We start from the raw sequence: 19,045 nt of genomic DNA, 5'->3' as shown, positions 1-19,045 counted from the left end.
AATCCGAAAACAACGCAAGTGTTTTTTTCAGAAAAATTGCAAAAAACTTTAAAAAAACGACCGCTTGGTGAAAAACAGAACAAAATGATTATTTATAATTCTATTTTATTTATTCAATTCGCAGTATTATGCAACTGCTTTTTTCTTAACTTAAATTAATAAGGAATTTTTATGCAAAACCAACATTTCATCGGCTTAGGCGTTGCAGGCAACTTTGCAGGGCATTTAGAACAAGCAGGAGAAGCGGCTGATTTCTTACAAGTAAAAACAGCCGAAGCAATTCAACCTAAAGCAATCTTTCCTTTTTATGTTCCTAGTAAAACATTATCTGAAACCTACCGCTTTCTTGCCACTTACCCACTATCAGCTGACACCATTACCTTTCCCAATGATGCGGATCATTTACAAATCGAACCTGAAGTTGCATTGATTTGCGATATTGAGTATTCAGATAAAAAGGTTATTGCCCTAACGCCAACGCATTTTGCTGCTTACAACGATTGTTCCATTCGCCGACCAAATGCTCGTAAAATTTGTGAGAAGAAAAATTGGGGAGAAAATTCTAAAGGGCTTTCCAATACATTTATTGCATTGGATCATTTTAACCAAGGCGGGAACTTAGATAATTACAATATCGCTTGCTTTCATAAACGTAACGGCGAGCTAAATGAGTATGGCGTTGATAGCCAAACTGTTGGTTATAGTTACTTTCATCAAAAATTATTAGATTGGATTGTAGATAGAATGAATAATCAACCTGATGAAGGCCCAATGAACCATATTGCCGAACTGCTACAACAAGCAGATTACCCAACCAAAGCGGTTATTAGTATCGGCGCAACACGCTATACTGATTTTGGCGAACATAATTTCTTACAAAAAGGCGATACTAGTATTGTTGTAGTTTATCCTCGAGAGCAGTATTCACATCAACAAATTGTCGAAATGGCACAAAATGAACAATTTGCACAAAATATTTCTGCTCTTATTCAATATGTGAAGTAATACAACGACTAGCGGTAAGATTTCGCAAATCTTTTGCAAAATTTATCGTAAATCCTACCGCTTATTCAGATAATTCCTTGACGACTAAGGGCTAAATCGTTACCATTCGCTCGTTTTTTTCACCTTGAGGATACAGCATTTTGGACAGTCACAGTCGATACTCATCAGTTTGTTAATTTCCCCTCGTCCAAAGTTCCTTTTGCCGACGAGAGTCGGTCTGTTCAGTATCTTATTTTTGTTCATTTGTGTTCATCGCCTCATACCATTTATTAGGAGTATGAAATGATCAGAGCTTTTTCGTTAAATAACGATCGCCTAATCAGCGTTGATGAAACCAACCCAAACACATTAAACGACGCCATTTGGATAGATCTTGTTGATCCAAGTGATGAAGAGCGTACAGTTCTCGAAAAACGTTTAGATCAAACCCTTGCCGAAGAGCGAGAATTAGAAGACCTAGAAGCCTCTGCTCGTTTTTTTGAAGACGAAGATGGATTACATCTTCACTCATTCTTTTACTGCTTAGATGATGATGACTATGCAGATATTGCCACCGTTGGCTTTACCATTCGTGATGGGCGTTTATTTACCTTACGAGACCGAGATCTACCCGCTTTCCGCTTATACCGAATGCGATCACGCAGGGAAAAAATGATCGATGGTAATGCCTATGAATTATTACTTGATTTATTTGAAACCAAAATTGAGCAATTAGCGGACGTGATTGAAAATATCTATGCAGATTTGGAAAAGTTAAGCCGAGTCGTATTAAACACTCAAGATAAAAGTGAAAAAGAAAAAAGAAACGGTACTGAATTTGATGATGCACTATCCGATTTAACAGAGTTGGAAGATATGAGTTCTAAAGTACGTTTATGTTTGATGGATACCCAGCGAGCCTTAAGCTTTTTATTACGCAAAACGCGTTTACCAAATAACCAGCTAGAACAGGCACGCGACATTATGCGAGACATTGAATCCCTTCAACCGCATAACGAATCATTGTTCCAAAAGGTAAACTTTCTAATGCAAGCTGCAATGGGTTTCATCAACATTGAACAGAACCGAATAATGAAATTCTTCTCATTGGTTTCAGTTATGTTCCTACCAGCAACACTTGTTGCATCGACTTATGGAATGAACTTTGAGTTTATGCCTGAGCTACATTTCCAATATGGATACCCAATGGCAATCGGCTTAATGATCTGTGCTGCCACTACCCCTTATCTTTATTTTAAACGGAAAGGGTGGTTGTAAAGTCGATATACTAAAGTTCTTCATTTTGACAACTCTATCAAACCAGTCAAAATTATGATCCATATCACAAAATAGACAAAAATATGAAAGGTATGCAGATTGAGCATTCCTTTCTAATCTGCTCAATGCTACTATTTTCTAGTTTACTCGTAACATTTAACTATGACTTTTAGGAGAAATTATGGAATTCCGTATTGAAAAAGACACAATGGGCGAAGTGAAAGTACCAGCAGATCGTTACTGGGCTGCACAAACTGAACGTTCTCGTAACAACTTTAAAATCGGTCCTGAAGGCTCAATGCCAGCTGAAATTATTGAAGCATTTGGCTACTTAAAAAAAGCAGCAGCCTATGCAAACCACGATTTAGGCGTATTACCCGTTGAAAAACGTGATTTAATTGCAACCGCTTGTGATGAAATTTTAGCAAATAAGTTAGATGATGAATTTCCATTAGTAATTTGGCAAACTGGTTCGGGCACACAATCCAATATGAATGTGAATGAAGTTGTGGCAAACCGTGCTCACGTTTTAAATGGGGGAAAACTAGGTGAAAAATCCATTATCCACCCAAATGATGATGTAAATAAATCACAATCTTCAAATGACACTTACCCAACCGCAATGCACATTGCAGCCTACAAAAAAGTTGTAGAGCATACACTTCCTTGTGTTAAACGCTTACAAAAAACCTTAGCAGATAAAGCTGAAGCCTTTAAAGATGTAGTAAAAATTGGCCGTACTCACTTAATGGACGCAACCCCTCTTACATTAGGCCAAGAATTTTCCGCTTATGCAGCACAACTCGCATTTGGTATTAAAGCCCTTGAAAATACCTTACCGCATCTTGCTGAACTCGCTTTAGGGGGAACAGCTGTCGGTACAGGTTTAAACACACCAAAAGGCTATGATGTAAAAGTGGCTGACTATATTGCCAAATTTACAGGATTACCTTTTGTTACTGCACAAAATAAATTTGAAGCACTCGCCACTCACGATGCGATTGTTGAAACCCACGGTGCATTAAAACAGCTTGCAGTCTCTCTCTACAAAATTGCCAATGATGTACGCCTATTAGCATCAGGCCCTCGCTCTGGCATTGGGGAAATTTTAATTCCTGAAAATGAACCAGGTTCATCAATTATGCCTGGTAAAGTAAACCCAACTCAATGTGAAGCAATGACAATGGTTTGTGCTCAGGTACTAGGTAATGACGTTACGATCTCCTTTGCTGGCACACAAGGTCATTTCCAATTAAATGTGTATAAACCAGTTATGGCATATAACTTCTTACAATCGGCACAACTATTAGCAGATGCTTGCGTTTCATTTGATGAACATTGCGCTATTGGTATTGAACCAAACCACCCACGCATTAAACAACAATTAGATCAATCACTAATGCTTGTTACTGCATTAAATACCCACATTGGTTATGAAAATGCAGCGAAAATTGCTAAAACAGCACATAAAAATGGTACTACACTTAAAGAAGAAGCCATTAACTTAGGATTAGTGACTGCAGAGCAATTTGATGAATGGGTTCGCCCTGAAGATATGGTTGGAAGTTTGAAGTAATCAACAACTCTAATAACTAAAATAATATTGTAGGACGTTTATAGCGTCCTACTTTTTCTATTATCCAAACTTGCGTTGAATATCCTGTATTACTTCAATGGGATTAAGCTCTAATCCTTCACAATATGCAATAAATTCAAATATATCTAGCCTTCTATCTCCAGTTTCTACTTTCCCAACAAAAGAAGAAACCACGCCCATTTTTTCACATAATGCTCGTTGAGAAAGTTGCAATTCAATACGTCGGTTAATCAAATGTTGTCGTAACCAAACATATTCTTCTGAATGAATAGATAATCTTAAATTTTTCATTGCACCTATTTTAGGTGCGAGTTATAATTGAACCTGTTTTAGGTTCAAAATATATTCTAAGGAGAAAAAAATGGAAAATAAAACAAAATCATCAGGTTTAATTGCAAGTATCGTTACTTGTGTATTAGCTGTATCTGGTATTACTGCTTGCAAGGAAGAACCAAAAACCATTTACGATTATTTAACAAATGAACCTTTATTAAATTCAGTCTTAAATGATTGTAAAAGTGGAAAGTTAGACAATAAGCATACTTGCAATAATGTAAAACGTGCCAATGGTTTATTAGATAATTACAAAAGCGGACTTTTAACTGAAGAAAGATTAAAAGAATTAGGTAAAAAATAACAAATAGGGGATTTTTACCTATATAGATAATTCAATATCAACATTAAAATAACTCAAACAAATGTAGCATTTATTCTAAATACAGAGGAATGCTGACACTTGCAGAAGAAGCAGTTGAAGAATTAGGGAAATATAGATAGTAATGGGGGGGGGGGGAATAAATCTAACACCTTACATATCCCCCACTAACCTGTTTAATAGCATCAAGTAGCTCTAAATTAAGCAATTCAATTAACGCATTGTCAATACCCATTCCACACGCTTTGGCGAGATCATCAATACTAATGGGCTCAAGCCCTATTTGAGCCAGTAGCTGTTGTTGGCAAGCGGTGAGATTAGGCAAATTTTTTGCAAGTGGTGGTGAAGCAGGCAAATGTGTAAATTCTTGAGTAGAACTGACCGCTTGTTCCGTCGAAAATAATGAAGGTTGGGTCACTCTATTCATTACACTATCTTGTCGTTGATATGCAATCGTTTCCAAAATATCGTCGATACTCTCAACCAATAATGCCCCATCTTTAATCAATTTATGGCACCCCTGACTATACGGATTTTGCACGCTATTGGGTAAGGCAAACACTTCTCTACCTTGCTCTAAGGCATATCGGGCAGTTATCAATGAACCGCTATTCAGCGTAGCTTCTACCACGAGTGTTCCTAAGGATAAACCACTAATAATACGGTTTCGTCTTGGGAAATTCTCTGCGAGCGGTGGTTGGTCAGGAAAAAATTCTGATACTAACGCCCCACCTTTTGCGACAATATTTTCCGCCAATTTTTTATGTCGGCTTGGGTAAACTTGATCTAAACCGCTTCCTAGCACCGCAATAGTTATACCATTCTCTGCCAGTGCTTTCTGATGACAAAACCCATCAATCCCTATCGCTAACCCACTTGTTACTGCAATTTGATTTTTGACTAACTCACTAGCAAAATAGCCAGCCCAATATTCTCCATAATGAGAATAATCCCGACTGCCCACCATTGCAATTTGAGCCATTGAAAGCACTTCAGTTTGCCCTTTCACAAATAATATAGGCGGTGCGGTACTAATTTGGCGTAGCAGAAAAGGATATTCCACATCAAATAATGAAATTAAATGCTGTTGTGGTTTTTCCGCCCAAGCTAAAGCAGTATCAATCCAACGCCAATCAGGATTAAACCAACGTTGGATCTGTTTTTCATTCCACCCGATTTGGCGTAACTGTTCTCTGTCATAGTCACAAAACACTGTAAAATCGACTTCATTTAATAATCGCCCAATTTTTTGGGCTCCCAACTGTGGAACTTGCAATAATGCTAATAATTTCGTGGTCTCGATCATTTTTTATTCTATTTCGTAATTTTCTTGCCTATCGTTTCCCTAATAGTAAGAAAAAGACTAGAATAGCCGAACTAATTATTTTTAATTTTTCGATGGAGATCGTAAAAATGGCAGTATTAGATGTACTAATTTACCCTGATGAGAATTTGGCAACCGTTTGCCAACCCGTAGATAAAGTCGATGACGAATTACGTCAATTTATTGATGATATGTTTGAAACAATGTACCAACACGAAGGTATTGGCTTAGCCGCACCACAAGTGAATGTATTAAAACGAGTTATCACTATTGATATTGAAGGCGATAAAGCTAACCAAATCGTACTGATTAACCCTGAAATTCTAGAAAGTAGTGGTGAAACAGGCATTGAAGAAGGTTGTTTATCTATCCCAGGTTGTCGAGCCTTAGTTCCACGCAAAGAAAAACTCACTGTTAAAGCATTAAACCGCCAAGGCGAAGAGTTTATCCTAGATGCAGATGGGCTATTAGCCATTTGTATTCAACACGAAATTGATCACTTAAACGGCGTATTATTTGTCGATCATATTTCTCCACTTAAACGCCAACGTTTCCGCGAGAAAATGCAAAAACTCAAGAAACAAATTGCTAGATCGAAATAACAAGCGGTCTGATTCCTGATATTTTTTACAAGAATAGTAATTATGAACAGTCTAGAAAAAACACAAGCCCTAGAAACGGCTTACAATGATATCCCTTATACTTCAGTTGCTTTCCCTCACTGCCAACCTAATCGTTTGCAAGCATTAGCTAAGTTAAAAGGGTTAAACCCACCTGAATTAGATAATGCACGAGTACTCGAGATTGGTTGCTCTTTTGGGGGCAATCTTATTCCTTTTGCAATCCGTTATCCCAATAGTCAGATTGTTGGCATTGATTTATCTGAAATCCAGATCAATATTGGACAAAAAATGATGCAAGAGATTGGACTAAACAATGTCCACCTTGTTGCTGCTGATATTAGTAAAGTCAACTTTGAGAATTTGCAATTCGATTACATTATCTGTCACGGTGTATTTAGCTGGATACCTGAATTTGTTCAAAACGCCATTCTACAATTAATTCAAACTTATCTAACCCCTAACGGGGTGGCTTTCATTAGCTATAATGCTTACCCAGGTTGGCATTTAAAAGATATGGTAAAAGAATTAATGCAGTTTGGCACAAGCAGCGATATTCACCACTATGAGCGTATTGACCAAGCCAAAGAACTCTTCGCACAAACAGAGACGCTATTGGAACGCTTTCATCCACAAACTAAACCTGAGTTTTCAAGAATTGCTCAACATATCCAAGATGCGGATAAATATTATGTTGCCCACGAATACCTAGAAGAAATTAATCAACCATTTTATTTTCATCAGTTTATCAAAAAAATTACCCCTTATGGCTTGGGCTATATTACAGATACCTCTTTACCTAGCACCAAAACGCTTAATATTTTCTCAGGGGAAAAATACGAGCAACTTTGTCAATATTTCCATAGAGATATTGTCAAAATTGAGCAATATACTGATTTTATCAATCAACGACCTTTCCGTTGCAGTATCTTGACACACCAGCATAATTTGAATGGTTATAACATTGATAAATATGATATGGTTCACGAATTTTATGAGCTGTATATCAAAGGTAATCTGACCAAATCCGATGATAATAGCCATTGGCTTCTGCCTAATGGTAACCAAGCATTTGCATCATTCCCATTATCTGATGAACTAGCAAAAGTGCTAAATGAAAACACAGTTCCTTATCCCATCAAGGAACTTTTCCCACTTCTTGCCAAAAATGAAGAAGATAAGAATACCTTAACGAAACTTTTAGTGGCATTGGTGCATCAAGAATCAATGTATATAAGTTACCATACTGAAGAATTAGCCCCCTTCGGTGAATATCCTAAATTATCAGACAAATTTGAACGCTTAATTAAATTTGTAAAAGATAACCCCAACATTACTAAATTATCCAGCATCTATGGTCAGCCAATAGAATTTAATGTTTTCACCTTATATTTAGTAAAACACTTAGATGGCAATCATAGCCTCGATGCTCTAAATAACATTATTCGCAAAGCCTTTGAAAACGATGAGCTTACTTTAAATCGAGAAGGTAAACCTGTTCCGTATGCTGAAATTCAAGATAAAGAAATCAGTGATATGCTCAATGGAACATTGCAGTACCTACAAAATCTTGGTTATTTCAACAATTATAATGAGGAGCAACAATGCTAACGCTATACGCCCTAAAACAATCTCGTGCCTACCGCATTGTTTGGTTGTTAGAACTATTAGAACTTGACTACAAATTAGAAATTGTTGAGCGAGATAAACACACTTTTCTTGCTCCGCATTCTTTACGCAATATCCACCCGCTTGGTAAATCACCCTTAATTCAAGATGGGGAATTAGTATTGGGCGAAAGCGGTGCGATTGTGGAATATCTTCTCAATAAATATGATCCTGAAAATCGCTTCCGCATCACAGCAGATCAACCTAATTACCCAAATTATCTCTACTGGTTGCACTATGCAGAAGGGTCAATAATGCCGTTTCTGATTATCTCGCTTCTTCTCAGACGGATTGATGAACGTAAAATGCCATTTTTCATCAAGCCGATTGTACGAAAAATTACCAATGGTGTAAGAGAGAGTTTTGTTACGCCACAACTTAAGCTACATTTAGACTACATTGAACAACATCTTGCTGAAAAACAATGGTTTTTAGGCGAGCAATTAAGCGGTGCAGATATTATGATGAGCTTTCCATTACAAGTTTTGACAGCTCGTGGCTTGGACGGATATCCAAATATTCACGCCTATACGCAACGAATTGGGCAAACTGCATCGTTTAAACGTGCTGAAGAAAAACTCGGCACATTTAAGCTCTAATTTCAACATAACAAAGGACAATAATATGATTATCGTAACAGGCGGCGCTGGCTTTATTGGCAGTAATATTGTTAAAGCATTAAATCAAATCGGACGTACTGATATTTTGGTGGTAGATAACCTTAAAAACGGAGAAAAATTTGTTAATTTAGTCGATCTAGATATTGCTGATTATTGTGATAAAGAAGATTTTATTGCCTCTATTATTGCAGGCGATGATTTTGGTGATATTGATGCCGTTTTCCACGAAGGTGCTTGTTCTGCCACAACAGAATGGGACGGCAAATATATGATGCAAAATAACTACGAATATTCAAAAGAGTTATTACATTATTGCTTAGATCGTCAAATTCCATTTTTCTACGCATCAAGTGCGGCAACCTACGGTGGACGTTCAGATAACTTTATCGAAAAACGAGAATTTGAACAGCCTTTAAATGTATATGGCTACTCAAAATTCTTATTTGATGAATATGTGCGTAAGTTACTCCCTGAAGCACAATCTCCTGTTTGTGGCTTTAAATATTTCAATGTTTATGGCCCGAGAGAGCAACATAAAGGCTCAATGGCGAGTGTTGCTTTCCACCTAAACACACAAATTTTAAAAGGCGAAAATCCAAAACTCTTCACAGGATCAGAAACATTCTTGCGTGATTTTGTTTATGTTGAAGATGTTGCTCAAGTCAATATTTGGGCTTGGCAAAATGCGATCTCAGGTATCTTCAATTTAGGTACAGGTAATGCGGAATCTTTCAGAGCGGTTGCTCAAGCAGTTATTGATTTCCACCAAAAAGGGCAAATTGAAACTATTCCATTCCCTGATCACTTAAAATCACGCTATCAAACTTTCACTCAAGCGGATTTAACTCAATTACGCCAAGCTGGCTATGATAAACCTTTCAAAACGGTTGCAGAAGGTACTCGTGCTTATATGGAATGGTTGAATAGATAAAATCTAAAAAATAATAGATTTTATTAAACAAAAATCAACAATACTTGGTTTTTATTTAAATTTCCCCTTATAAAATTGTCTCATCAAAGAAAAACCCCTAATATCACAACGCACCTCATATGAAGTGCGTTGTATTTCACTATATTAGGAGTACCAATGAAGCAAATCACAACCATTTTAAACCCTTTCCGCCTTGATGATTTAAGAGAAGCGGTTTCTGATCTTGGCATACAAGGAATGACAGTCACCGAAGTTAAAGGCTTTGGTCGCCAAAAAGGACATATTGAAAACTATCGTGGTGCGGAATATACGGTGGATTTTTTGCCTAAACTAAAAGTAGAAATTGCAGTAAGTGATGATATGGTTGAAAGTGTCGTTGATGCCATTCAGCAAGCAGTTAAAACAGGCAAAGTGGGCGATGGCAAAATTTTTGTCAATAATATAGAACAAGTTATTCGTATCCGAACAGGTGAAACTGACGATGAAGCTCTATAAATAATAAGGACGTTAATATGAAAAAATTATCAATTTTATCAATGCTATCGCTATTACCCACTTTTAGTTATGCCAAAACAACTTGGTGGCAACCGTTATCAGTGATCAACAATGGCGATACTGCTTGGGTAATGATTTCCACTATTCTTGTGCTATTTATGACAATTCCTGGGCTGGCATTATTTTACGGTGGTATGGTTCGTAAAAAGAACGTTCTTAATACGATGATGCACAGTTTTTCTATTACCGCACTCATCTGCTTATTGTGGGTTGCAGTGGGCTATTCTCTTGCATTTACTGAAGGAAACGCTTTTATTGGTGGCTTTGATCGCTTTTTTCTACAAGGAATGGGGCTAGATTTAGCCAACCAAATGGTCACTGTTGCACCAAATGCAAGCACAATTCCTGAACCTGTTTTTATGCTGTTTCAAATGACCTTTGCTATTATCTCTGTCGCCATTATTTCGGGAGCATTTGCAGAGCGTATTAAATTTTCTGCAATGATGTGGTTTTCAGGAATTTGGTTCTTACTCGTTTATGTGCCAACTTGCCACTGGGTTTGGGGCGGTGGATTTATGGCTGAAGGCGGTGTACTAGATTATGCAGGTGGCACTGTGGTGCATATTAACGCAGGTATTGCAGGGTTAGTTGCCTCCATAATGATAGGAAAACGTGTAGGCTATGGTAAAGAAGCAATGCCGCCACACAATATGGTTCTGACATTAATGGGAGCAGCAATGCTTTGGGTCGGCTGGTTTGGCTTTAATGCAGGCTCAGCAGTTGCTGCAAATGCCTCTGCTGGAATGGCAATGGCTGTAACACAAATATCCGCTGGGTGTGGGGCTTTGATGTGGCTATTATGTGAGAAAATTGCAGGACATCGTCCTTCATCTCTTGGACTTGCCTCAGGGGCGGTGGCTGGCTTGGTAGGCATTACACCCGCAGCAGGATTTGTTGATCCACAAGGTGCCATTTTTATCGGTTTGCTCACTTCACTTGCGTGCTATTTCTCTGTGGCAAAATTAAAACATAAGTTAGGCTATGATGATTCTTTAGATGCTTTTGGTATCCACGGTTTCGGCGGTATTATTGGGGCAATTTTAACAGGGTTGTTTTTTAACAATACCATTTTTGCAGGAAATTCAACCATTCCAACACAGCTTTTAATTCAGTTAAAAGATGCAGCGATTACCATCGTATATAGCGGTATAATGAGTGCCATTATTCTCACTGTTGTCACTAAAATTTGCGGTGGCTTGCGTGTAGAACGTGATGAAGAACGAGAAGGATTAGATATTTCTATCCACGGTGAACGTGTCGAATAATGCGTTGAACTATCAAGCGGTGAGATTATCTAATTATTTTGCAAAATATAATGATAATCTTACCGCTTTCTTTTTAAAGGAGATCAATAATGAAAAAACCATTTTTATTCAGTGTAATCGCCCTTTCTGTTGCAATGACGGCTTGTAGCTCGAAAAATTATCAAAGCACCTTAATGGAAGGGATTGATCCACAAGTTGCACCGCAACAGGATTTCTATCGCTATGTGAACGGAAAATGGCTGGCGACTGCTCAAATTCCTGCAGATAGAACATCGTGGGGAACAATAGCCGAACTCAGTGAACTCAATGAGAAACGCTCGGTGGAATTGCTACAAGCGGTGATTTCTGACCCAACACTTGCAAATGATCCAAAAGCACAACGCCTTAAAGCACTTTATGAAAGTTACACCGATTTATCTGCAAGAGAAAAAGCAGGTTTAGCCCCTATTCAAACGGATTTAGCCAAAATTGATCAAATCCAAAATTTTGCGGATTTAGAGCGTCATTTAATTGAAGAAACCAAGCAAGGTAATGACGTTTTATTTGGTTGGTCTGTTTTTGCTCATTTGAAAAATTCTCGCCAGAATGCGATCTATTTTAGCAATACGGATTTAGGATTAAGTAACGATTATTTCCAAAAAGACACGCCAGAAAACCGCAAAACCTTACAACTTTATCAAGAATATATCAGCCAAATGCTAGCCTTTGCAGGAGTAAAAAATCCTAAGCAAAAAGCGAAAGAAATTGTCAATTTTGAGAAGTCTATTGCTCAAACACTCTTTACCAACGAGCAACGTAGAGATATTCAAAAGCGTTATAATCCGATGAAAATCAGTGAGTTAGCCACCCAAAGTCGTTATCTCAACTTAGCAAATTACCTAAAAGCTGTTGGTGTAAATAGCGATGAAGTGATTGTTTGGGAGCCTGATTTCTTAAAACAATTTGACCGCCTAATTAACCCACAAAATCTATCGGTAATTAAAGATTATCTGCGTTTCCGCACCATTTCAGATTCAGCACCTTACTTAAATAAAGCCTTAGACGATGCACATTTTGAATTTTATCGCCATAAATTAGTGGGGCAAAAACAGCAACGACCGTTAGATAAACGAGCATTACGCTTAATCAATGGACAAATCGGGCAGGAGTTCGCTCAATTTTATGTGGAAAAATTCTTCCCTGCCAGTGCAAAAAAAGACTTATTGGAAATGGCAAGCTATTTAGTTAAAGCCTATCATCATCGTATTGATAATCTAACGTGGATGTCGCCTGAAACCAAAGCGAAAGCCAAAGTGAAATTAGATAAATTTATCACTGAAGTCGGCTACCCAAATAAATGGAAAGATTACAGCAAGCTACAACTGAAATCCCTTGCTGAAGGTGGAACACTCTACGACAACTTACGCAAAGTCGCAGCGTGGAATTACCAAGAAGCACTCGATAAAATTGGCAAACCTGTTGATTTAAATGAATGGGGAATGTTGCCACAAGTGGTAAACGCATCATACAGCCCATTGATGAACCGTATTGTTTTCCCTGCTGGTATTTTACAAGCACCACTTTATGATATTCACGCCGACCCTGCGGTAAACTTTGGAGCAATCGGAGCTATTATCGGACACGAAATTACACACGGTTTCGATGATAGTGGTTCTAAATTTGATGGCGATGGAAATTTACAAGATTGGTGGACAAAAGAAGATCGTCAAAAATTTGAAGCCCTTGCCGATCAGCTTGTGGCACAGTTTGATAAATTTGAAGTCGCACCGAATGTCTTTGTAAACGGACGTTTTACCTTAGGTGAAAACATTGCCGATTTGGGTGGACTAAGTATTGCTTACGATGCCTTAAAATTGTATGAAAAAGAGAATGGAAAAGCCCCACTGATTGAGAATTTAAGCTCCGATCAGCGTTTCTTTATGAGCTGGACTCGCTCGTGGAGAAATAAAGCCACCGTACAATCGCTCACTCACCAAGTCAAAAGCGATCCGCACGCACCAAGTGAGTATCGAGCATTCGCTACGGTTCTCAATATCAATGGATTCCATAATACCTTTGGCACAAAAGCAGGCGATGCAATGTTTAAACCAATCAATGAACGTATTCAGATTTGGTAGTTTCTAGCTGAAAGCAAATAAAAAGCGGTGCGATTGTTGCAAAATTTTGCAAAGATCGCACCGCTTGTTTATAGCGTTAATTAAGCATTTGTTGCTTTTTTCCCACCGAATATATTACCGATTAAGAAGGCAACTAGCCCGATAAGTAACGATGGAACAATGGCGTGGAAACTCAAAATTTTAATAGAGAAAGTAGTCATTAACACATAGCTACCAAGCCCTGCAATCATTGAGCAGATAGCCCCTGTTGCGTTCGCTTTATCCCAGTATAACCCGAGTACCATTACCCAAAGGAATGTTGCCTCTAGTCCACCAAGAGAAAGCAAGTTTAACCAAATCAACATATCAGGTGGATTGATTGCTGAAACCACCACAAGTACGGTTAATAATAAGGTGGTCGCAGTCGAGAACCACTTAATTTTACGTTCATTTACCACCCTATTTGGACGAACCGCCAAATAAAGATCTTTAATAATGGTTGAAGATGCTTGAATTAACATTGAGTCAATAGAAGACATAATCGCAGCCATTGGTGCTGCTAGGAAGATCCCAGCGACAACAGGTGGTAACACTTGCAACATTAGACTTGGAATAACTTGATCAACCACTTTTAAATCTGGCGTAACCGCAGGCCCTAATGCACCAGCTAAGTGCATTCCAAACATCAAGATAGTTAGCACGATAGTGCCGATTACCATTGCTTGATGCAAGGCTTTACTATCACGATATGCCATACTTCTGACGGCTAATTGTGGTAAACCAATTAAACCAAAGCAGACAAGCACCCAGAACGATGCCATAAAGGTAAAATCGAGTGGGCGTTCATCAATACCATAAGGTTCAATGAGTTGTGGGTTAATAGTAGCAAGCTGATCAATGGCATTGCTCACCCCTCCTGTTGCGTAAGTGATACCGCCTAATAATAATGCTGTACCGATCATCATCACTAAGCCTTGAATTGTGTCGGTCAGAACTACTGCCCTAAAACCACCAATAAAGGTATAAACCCCAACGGTTAGAGCAAAAATCATAATAGAAGTGGTATAAGAAATACCGAGAGTGGTTTCAAGTAAACGCCCCGCCCCAATAAATTGCACCATCATCATTGCAAAGAATGAGAGCAATAAGGCTAAACTTGATAGCCACACAACAACGGGGCTTTTATAGCGAGCCATCAGCATATCATTGACAGTAACACTTTTTGTTTGACGAGCAACCATAGCGAATTTTTTACCCAATGCACCGAGAGTTAAAATTACTGTTGGCACTTGGATCATTGCCAGTAATACCCAACCTAGTCCATATTTATAAGCTGCACCAGGCCCGCCAATAAAACTACTTGCCCCAACGTAAGTGGCTGCAATCGTCATTGCTAACACAAAGCCAGACATTGAGCGACCGCCAACGTAATATTCAGAAAGGAAACTACCGCTTTGGCGTTTACGATATGCGTAAAACGCCACACCGAACACAAATAACAAATAAACGATTAACGGAAGTAAAATTTCAATATTCATACAGCATTCCTTATTGTTTTTCGTCTAACTCAATCTCTTTATAGACTTTTTTAATGACCCAATAAGTCAATAAAGTAAAGGCTATCGGCAAATAAACACAAGCCAATTCAAACCAAAGCGGAAAACCAAGCCAACCTCGACCATCTGGTGAAAAATAGGCAAACACAACCCAACCAACCAAATAAATCAATGTTAGCCAAAATGCCCAACGCACTTCTCGTGCCATTTGTTGTTGTATATTTTTCATTTTCTCTCCTTAAAAAATACCCCACAAATGTGGGGTAGGTTACTTAGTATTTCCATTCGTCAGGATCAATCCCCATTTCTCGCATTTTCGCTTTTGCTTCTTCTGGGATCTCATCGCTACGTTCTTTCATCAAGTCGTCATCTGTCGGTAATGGCTGTCCTGTAAAAGCGTGGAGAAAGGCTTCACACAACAATTCGCTATTTGTCGCGTGACGCAAATTCCGAATTTGGCGACGTGTTCGTTCATTGGTTAAAATTTCCAATACTTTCACAGGAATCGACACCGTAATTTTCTTCACTTGCTCACTTTTCTTGCCGTGTTCTGCATAAGGGCTGATATATTCCCCATTCCAATCTGCCATAGTTACCCACAATTTCCCGATCTAAAATAAAAATTAGGCGACATTCTAATAAAAACTGACTTATATCGCAATCTAGACGTCTAGATTTCTCTAATCTTTGCTTATTTGATAGGGAAGTTACATCTTGTATCCTACAATATCAAGTAAACACTTTACACAAATATAGGGTTAATCTACTTCCTCGATTTGAAGCTGGTAGGATCTGTTTTGTGATACCTTGATTACAATATAAACAAGATTAGAATGCACACAATTTAATTTTTTAAGATATCTTCTACTAATAGCTGACTTTTATAGTCGTTGAGAAATATGAAAAATTTTATTAAAGAATACTTAATTTATATACATATCTTTGTAATTGTATGTATCATATTGCTATGTCCAGATTATACTGAAACCAATTTCCATAAAGACATCTCATCTTTTATTGATAACTATTTATTTGGAAATATTGGTTTAATTTCTGACACTCGTCCATTTATGTCAAAGATCGCTGGAAATTATGTTGCCATTGCAGCTATTGTACAAGGCATACTTTTATATTGGAGTGGTTCAATTTCATCTGAATATATTCAAAAAATTTCCCCTTGTTTATTTTTAGGTCAATTTATTATTATTTCTACTAGTTTTTATTTTACATTTTTCTCAAATATTATATTTAAAGTACCACCAAAGCCATATATAAATATATCCCCAGATTCTTTATTTATATATGGATTATCGCTTGTAACTTGTTTAGGAGTCTCTAGTCTTGGTATTTCGGTAATTCTATATTTCTTAGGAAAAATAAAGTTGTTTTTTGATTTAATAAAATAAATAAAATTAAAGAACTCACTATAGAATAGATATACAAATTGATTATAACTTTATCTCTACCATCTTTAAGATTAAAAAATAAGCAATACTTGATGAAAACAAAAAAAGAAAGACTCATTCAAATTACAGCTATATTTCATTTAGTAACTATCATTACTATGGCAATTATTTTACCCAATGAATATAAAGTAGAGTATCAATGGCTTGTTGAGCTTATTCAGAAATATCCTTTGCATACAAAAGGGCTTTATTCTGAAAGCCGACCTTTTCTTTCGTTTGTTATAACGAATTATGTTGCAATAACTTCTCCTATTTTTGCTCTACTCACTTTTTTAATTGGGATAATCATTAAGTCAAAAAGCTGGTTGGAAAAAGACGTTCAATATGTTATCAGTATTATTTGGCTGATCATTTCAATAATTTTTATTTACATAATAAAAACGAATGTATATGCAAGTGAAAATACCTTTAAGGGATTTGGGGGAGATTCCTTAGGGGCATATATTACTTCTGTTTATGGTTGCTATATTGGCTGCTCATTAATGTCAGCCTCTTTGTTACTGAGACTCAGAGAATATATAAAAAACAGAAAATAGTAATTTAACTTTAGAATTGACTGATATTATTTAATAAATCATCCTTTTTATAACATTGTTTAGGCGAAAAACAAAATGGAGAATTTTGTAAAAAACTATCTGATAAATATTAATTTGGCAATTATCATAGTATTAATCCTTACCGTTCCAAATGTTGCTATCACTGAGTTTCAGATAAATATCTCTCAGTTTATTGATGACTATTTATTTGGTGATATAGGTTTAGTTTCATTAGATAGACATTTTATGTCTAAGGTCATCGCAAATTATATTATTATATCTGCGGTTTTATCTGGAGTATTATGCTCTTTCATTAATTTCTTTGAAGGAGAATTCTCCTTTGGAGGAGTTATAATACTCTTAGTTTGTTTTATCATTGCTTTATATTGGTCTGTACTTTCTAATCATATTGTAATACCGCCTGAAAAACCTTATATACGGATAGCTAAGAACTCTTTAGTTTTTTATGGAATATGTGTGGCTGGCTGTTTTTGCTTTTTATCAATAGGAATTACAACAATCATTTCTCTTCTGAGAAAAACCAAATCATTTATTGAATTAATCAAATAAATATAAGGAGATTTGAGTGGAATTAAATAATGATCTTGCCCTTAATACTTAGGAGTTTTCTATGATTGCCTTAATGATTTTAACTTTCTTTATTTTCGTGATACTCATCACCATTGGCTTGGCTTATGTGGTTAAAAGAAAATGGCTTAAATGCTGTATTATTGTCTTCTTACCGCTAACTGCCTACTTTGGACTGTTTTTTGAGCACTTTCTTCAGCTCTTTGTTCAGCCGATTTATTGTCATATCCACCAAAAAGAGGCTGGCATTGTGATTCACACCACACCAGAAGAGTGGAAAGCAACTCAAGGAAAAGGCATTGTGATACAGCCATTAGATAGATTTAAACAGTATGATGCTTCTCTTTTTGTGGATGCCGATGATTTTGATTTTAACTATGAAACCCGAAAACAATTTGGTAATGATGAATATGAACTATCTGCAGTGAATAAGCAAAATCCTAGTATCGCTTTATATATTGATTATGGATTAGGAACTTTCTCTAAAAAACAATACCTCTATTACGATGTAGATAAAAATAGGGTATTAGCGACATTATCACAGTATCGTATTATCTATGAATCTTCATTTTTACCCTTCCCCAAAGTCGGTTATGAATGTGAGAAAGAAAATCTCTATTTTGAATTGAAGTCATATATCAATAAAAACTACACCGCATCAGAATAATTTAGAGGTTATATGATTGGCTTAATGATTTTAACTTTCTTTATTTTCGTGATACTTATCACCATTGGCTTGGCTTATGTGGTTAAAAGAAAATGGCTACGGTATTGTATTATTCTCTTTCTACCAATTATTAGCTATTTTACCTTATTCTTTGAAGATTTTATTAGAGTATTTATTCACCCTATTTATTGCTATGTTCATAAAGATGAAGGTATGCTTATTCATACTTCTCCTGAAGAATGGGGAAAAATAGAAGGAAAAGACATGGTAATAATGCCATCTTCTAGATTTAACAATGGTGAAACCTCTATTTTAACTGATCAAAGAGATTTTGATTTTGAATATGAAGACCAGAAAAAATTTGGTAATGATTTATATTATTTAATGTTTGTTAATAGAAAAAAACCAAACTTGGCTATATATATTTCCTACGATGGTGGACTTTTTGCTAAAGATACATACCTTTACTATGATATTAATAAAGATATTATCTTAGCTTCATTGTCTCTTTATCATAATAATTACCAACCCTTGATTTTTCATAAAAAAAATTATGAATGTAAAGCAAGGAATATCACAGATAATTTAGACAAATATATCGATGAAAACTACACTTCATCAGAGTAATTTAGAGGACGT

Annotated in this window: 21 protein-coding genes; 16 read left to right on the top strand and 5 right to left on the bottom strand. The window is 36.6% G+C overall.

All coding sequences use genetic code 11. The annotated features are described in order from the left end of the window. Positions 1 to 171: 171 nt before the first annotated feature. From A1D25_RS00545 to fumC, 3 genes are all read left to right on the top strand, one after another. Complete coding sequence (locus A1D25_RS00545) at positions 172 to 1,005, top strand: DUF5718 family protein (RefSeq protein ID WP_157393777.1); 834 nt, start codon at positions 172 to 174, stop codon at positions 1,003 to 1,005. 282 nt (positions 1,006 to 1,287) lie between these two features. After that, positions 1,288 to 2,262: a magnesium/cobalt transporter CorA gene (gene corA, locus A1D25_RS00540; RefSeq protein WP_157393776.1), complete on the top strand. Its 975-nt coding sequence runs from the start codon at positions 1,288 to 1,290 to the stop codon at positions 2,260 to 2,262. Between the two features lie 181 nt (positions 2,263 to 2,443). Then, complete coding sequence (gene fumC, locus A1D25_RS00535) at positions 2,444 to 3,838, top strand: class II fumarate hydratase (protein WP_157393775.1); 1,395 nt, start codon at positions 2,444 to 2,446, stop codon at positions 3,836 to 3,838. A gap of 60 nt (positions 3,839 to 3,898) precedes the next feature. On the opposite strand, the gene A1D25_RS00530 is transcribed toward fumC, so the two are convergent. Further along, complete coding sequence (locus A1D25_RS00530) at positions 3,899 to 4,150, bottom strand: helix-turn-helix domain-containing protein (protein WP_157393774.1); 252 nt, start codon at positions 4,148 to 4,150, stop codon at positions 3,899 to 3,901. Positions 4,151 to 4,220: 70 nt separating this feature from the next. Between A1D25_RS00530 and A1D25_RS00525 the strand changes: the two genes are divergently transcribed. Beyond that, positions 4,221 to 4,496: an EexN family lipoprotein gene (locus tag A1D25_RS00525; RefSeq protein ID WP_157393773.1), complete on the top strand. Its 276-nt coding sequence runs from the start codon at positions 4,221 to 4,223 to the stop codon at positions 4,494 to 4,496. Between the two features lie 163 nt (positions 4,497 to 4,659). On the opposite strand, the gene dprA is transcribed toward A1D25_RS00525, so the two are convergent. Then, a complete protein-coding gene (gene dprA / locus A1D25_RS00520; RefSeq protein WP_205420561.1) occupies positions 4,660 to 5,817 on the bottom strand; it encodes a DNA-processing protein DprA in 1,158 nt (385 codons plus the stop codon). 110 nt (positions 5,818 to 5,927) lie between these two features. On the opposite strand from dprA, the gene def reads away from it, so the two are divergent. The 7 genes from def to A1D25_RS00485 all read left to right on the top strand — a co-directional run bounded on the left by def (position 5,928) and on the right by A1D25_RS00485 (position 13,614). Next, a complete protein-coding gene (def, locus tag A1D25_RS00515; RefSeq protein WP_157393771.1) occupies positions 5,928 to 6,440 on the top strand; it encodes a peptide deformylase in 513 nt (170 codons plus the stop codon). 42 nt (positions 6,441 to 6,482) lie between these two features. Then, the gene (locus A1D25_RS00510) at positions 6,483 to 8,069 is read left to right on the top strand and encodes a methyltransferase regulatory domain-containing protein (RefSeq protein WP_157393770.1); all 1,587 of its coding nucleotides are present in this window, start codon (positions 6,483 to 6,485) and stop codon (positions 8,067 to 8,069) included. Continuing rightward, on the top strand, positions 8,063 to 8,725 hold the full coding sequence (locus A1D25_RS00505; protein WP_157393769.1) for a glutathione S-transferase: 663 nt from the start codon (positions 8,063 to 8,065) through the stop codon (positions 8,723 to 8,725). The genes A1D25_RS00510 and A1D25_RS00505 overlap by 7 nt, the downstream gene beginning before the upstream one ends. Before the next feature lie 25 nt (positions 8,726 to 8,750). Next, positions 8,751 to 9,677, top strand: coding sequence for an ADP-glyceromanno-heptose 6-epimerase (rfaD, locus tag A1D25_RS00500; protein ID WP_157393768.1), 927 nt, complete (start codon positions 8,751 to 8,753; stop codon positions 9,675 to 9,677). Positions 9,678 to 9,833: 156 nt separating this feature from the next. After that, positions 9,834 to 10,172: a P-II family nitrogen regulator gene (locus tag A1D25_RS00495; RefSeq protein ID WP_157393767.1), complete on the top strand. Its 339-nt coding sequence runs from the start codon at positions 9,834 to 9,836 to the stop codon at positions 10,170 to 10,172. A gap of 17 nt (positions 10,173 to 10,189) precedes the next feature. Next, on the top strand, positions 10,190 to 11,497 hold the full coding sequence (locus A1D25_RS00490) for an ammonium transporter (protein ID WP_157393766.1): 1,308 nt from the start codon (positions 10,190 to 10,192) through the stop codon (positions 11,495 to 11,497). Positions 11,498 to 11,586: 89 nt separating this feature from the next. Further along, on the top strand, positions 11,587 to 13,614 hold the full coding sequence (locus A1D25_RS00485) for a M13 family metallopeptidase (RefSeq protein ID WP_157393765.1): 2,028 nt from the start codon (positions 11,587 to 11,589) through the stop codon (positions 13,612 to 13,614). Positions 13,615 to 13,694: 80 nt separating this feature from the next. Here A1D25_RS00485 and panF read toward each other — a convergent pair whose 3' ends face one another. The 3 genes from panF to metJ are packed head-to-tail and all read right to left on the bottom strand — an operon-like array spanning position 13,695 to position 15,739. Continuing rightward, positions 13,695 to 15,131 carry a sodium/pantothenate symporter gene (gene panF, locus A1D25_RS00480; protein ID WP_157393764.1) on the bottom strand — a complete coding sequence of 479 codons (1,437 nt, stop codon included), beginning with the start codon at positions 15,129 to 15,131 and terminating at the stop codon, positions 13,695 to 13,697. Positions 15,132 to 15,141: 10 nt separating this feature from the next. Beyond that, the gene (locus tag A1D25_RS00475) at positions 15,142 to 15,378 is read right to left on the bottom strand and encodes a YhdT family protein (protein WP_205420559.1); all 237 of its coding nucleotides are present in this window, start codon (positions 15,376 to 15,378) and stop codon (positions 15,142 to 15,144) included. Positions 15,379 to 15,421: 43 nt separating this feature from the next. Next, positions 15,422 to 15,739 (bottom strand): met regulon transcriptional regulator MetJ, encoded by a 318-nt coding sequence (metJ, locus tag A1D25_RS00470; protein ID WP_157393763.1) that lies wholly within the window; start codon positions 15,737 to 15,739, stop codon positions 15,422 to 15,424. Between the two features lie 309 nt (positions 15,740 to 16,048). Here metJ and A1D25_RS00465 point away from each other — a divergent pair, with 309 nt between their 5' ends. The 5 genes from A1D25_RS00465 to A1D25_RS00445 all read left to right on the top strand — a co-directional run bounded on the left by A1D25_RS00465 (position 16,049) and on the right by A1D25_RS00445 (position 19,033). Continuing rightward, positions 16,049 to 16,555 (top strand): hypothetical protein, encoded by a 507-nt coding sequence (locus A1D25_RS00465; protein WP_157393762.1) that lies wholly within the window; start codon positions 16,049 to 16,051, stop codon positions 16,553 to 16,555. 92 nt (positions 16,556 to 16,647) lie between these two features. Further along, complete coding sequence (locus A1D25_RS00460) at positions 16,648 to 17,151, top strand: hypothetical protein (RefSeq protein WP_157393761.1); 504 nt, start codon at positions 16,648 to 16,650, stop codon at positions 17,149 to 17,151. 75 nt (positions 17,152 to 17,226) lie between these two features. Next, complete coding sequence (locus A1D25_RS00455) at positions 17,227 to 17,721, top strand: hypothetical protein (protein WP_157393760.1); 495 nt, start codon at positions 17,227 to 17,229, stop codon at positions 17,719 to 17,721. Positions 17,722 to 17,782: 61 nt separating this feature from the next. Continuing rightward, the gene (locus A1D25_RS00450; protein WP_157393759.1) at positions 17,783 to 18,406 is read left to right on the top strand and encodes a hypothetical protein; all 624 of its coding nucleotides are present in this window, start codon (positions 17,783 to 17,785) and stop codon (positions 18,404 to 18,406) included. 12 nt (positions 18,407 to 18,418) lie between these two features. Then, positions 18,419 to 19,033 carry a hypothetical protein gene (locus tag A1D25_RS00445; protein WP_157393758.1) on the top strand — a complete coding sequence of 205 codons (615 nt, stop codon included), beginning with the start codon at positions 18,419 to 18,421 and terminating at the stop codon, positions 19,031 to 19,033. Positions 19,034 to 19,045: the final 12 nt, after the last annotated feature.

Origin of the sequence: Ursidibacter arcticus, from assembly GCF_009761375.1 — a bacterium.
Classification (GTDB): Bacteria; Pseudomonadota; Gammaproteobacteria; order Enterobacterales; family Pasteurellaceae; genus Ursidibacter; species Ursidibacter arcticus.
This window is presented reverse-complemented; position numbering and strand designations above follow the sequence as displayed.

What these genes read in the sequence shown, in the direction of transcription:
- corA (WP_157393776.1), top strand. Translation starts at nt 1,288, where the DNA reads ATGATCAGAGCTTTTTCGTTAAATAACGATCGCCTAATCAGCGTTGAT.
- A1D25_RS00525 (WP_157393773.1), top strand. Translation starts at nt 4,221, where the DNA reads ATGGAAAATAAAACAAAATCATCAGGTTTAATTGCAAGTATCGTTACT.
- metJ (WP_157393763.1), bottom strand. Translation starts at nt 15,739, where the DNA reads ATGGCAGATTGGAATGGGGAATATATCAGCCCTTATGCAGAACACGGC.
- A1D25_RS00475 (WP_205420559.1), bottom strand. Translation starts at nt 15,378, where the DNA reads ATGAAAAATATACAACAACAAATGGCACGAGAAGTGCGTTGGGCATTT.
- A1D25_RS00465 (WP_157393762.1), top strand. Translation starts at nt 16,049, where the DNA reads ATGAAAAATTTTATTAAAGAATACTTAATTTATATACATATCTTTGTA.
- A1D25_RS00450 (WP_157393759.1), top strand. Translation starts at nt 17,783, where the DNA reads ATGATTGCCTTAATGATTTTAACTTTCTTTATTTTCGTGATACTCATC.
- A1D25_RS00495 (WP_157393767.1), top strand. Translation starts at nt 9,834, where the DNA reads ATGAAGCAAATCACAACCATTTTAAACCCTTTCCGCCTTGATGATTTA.
- A1D25_RS00490 (WP_157393766.1), top strand. Translation starts at nt 10,190, where the DNA reads ATGAAAAAATTATCAATTTTATCAATGCTATCGCTATTACCCACTTTT.
- A1D25_RS00505 (WP_157393769.1), top strand. Translation starts at nt 8,063, where the DNA reads ATGCTAACGCTATACGCCCTAAAACAATCTCGTGCCTACCGCATTGTT.
- rfaD (WP_157393768.1), top strand. Translation starts at nt 8,751, where the DNA reads ATGATTATCGTAACAGGCGGCGCTGGCTTTATTGGCAGTAATATTGTT.
- def (WP_157393771.1), top strand. Translation starts at nt 5,928, where the DNA reads ATGGCAGTATTAGATGTACTAATTTACCCTGATGAGAATTTGGCAACC.
- fumC (WP_157393775.1), top strand. Translation starts at nt 2,444, where the DNA reads ATGGAATTCCGTATTGAAAAAGACACAATGGGCGAAGTGAAAGTACCA.
- A1D25_RS00545 (WP_157393777.1), top strand. Translation starts at nt 172, where the DNA reads ATGCAAAACCAACATTTCATCGGCTTAGGCGTTGCAGGCAACTTTGCA.
- A1D25_RS00510 (WP_157393770.1), top strand. Translation starts at nt 6,483, where the DNA reads ATGAACAGTCTAGAAAAAACACAAGCCCTAGAAACGGCTTACAATGAT.
- A1D25_RS00530 (WP_157393774.1), bottom strand. Translation starts at nt 4,150, where the DNA reads ATGAAAAATTTAAGATTATCTATTCATTCAGAAGAATATGTTTGGTTA.
- A1D25_RS00460 (WP_157393761.1), top strand. Translation starts at nt 16,648, where the DNA reads ATGAAAACAAAAAAAGAAAGACTCATTCAAATTACAGCTATATTTCAT.
- panF (WP_157393764.1), bottom strand. Translation starts at nt 15,131, where the DNA reads ATGAATATTGAAATTTTACTTCCGTTAATCGTTTATTTGTTATTTGTG.
- A1D25_RS00445 (WP_157393758.1), top strand. Translation starts at nt 18,419, where the DNA reads ATGATTGGCTTAATGATTTTAACTTTCTTTATTTTCGTGATACTTATC.
- A1D25_RS00485 (WP_157393765.1), top strand. Translation starts at nt 11,587, where the DNA reads ATGAAAAAACCATTTTTATTCAGTGTAATCGCCCTTTCTGTTGCAATG.
- A1D25_RS00455 (WP_157393760.1), top strand. Translation starts at nt 17,227, where the DNA reads ATGGAGAATTTTGTAAAAAACTATCTGATAAATATTAATTTGGCAATT.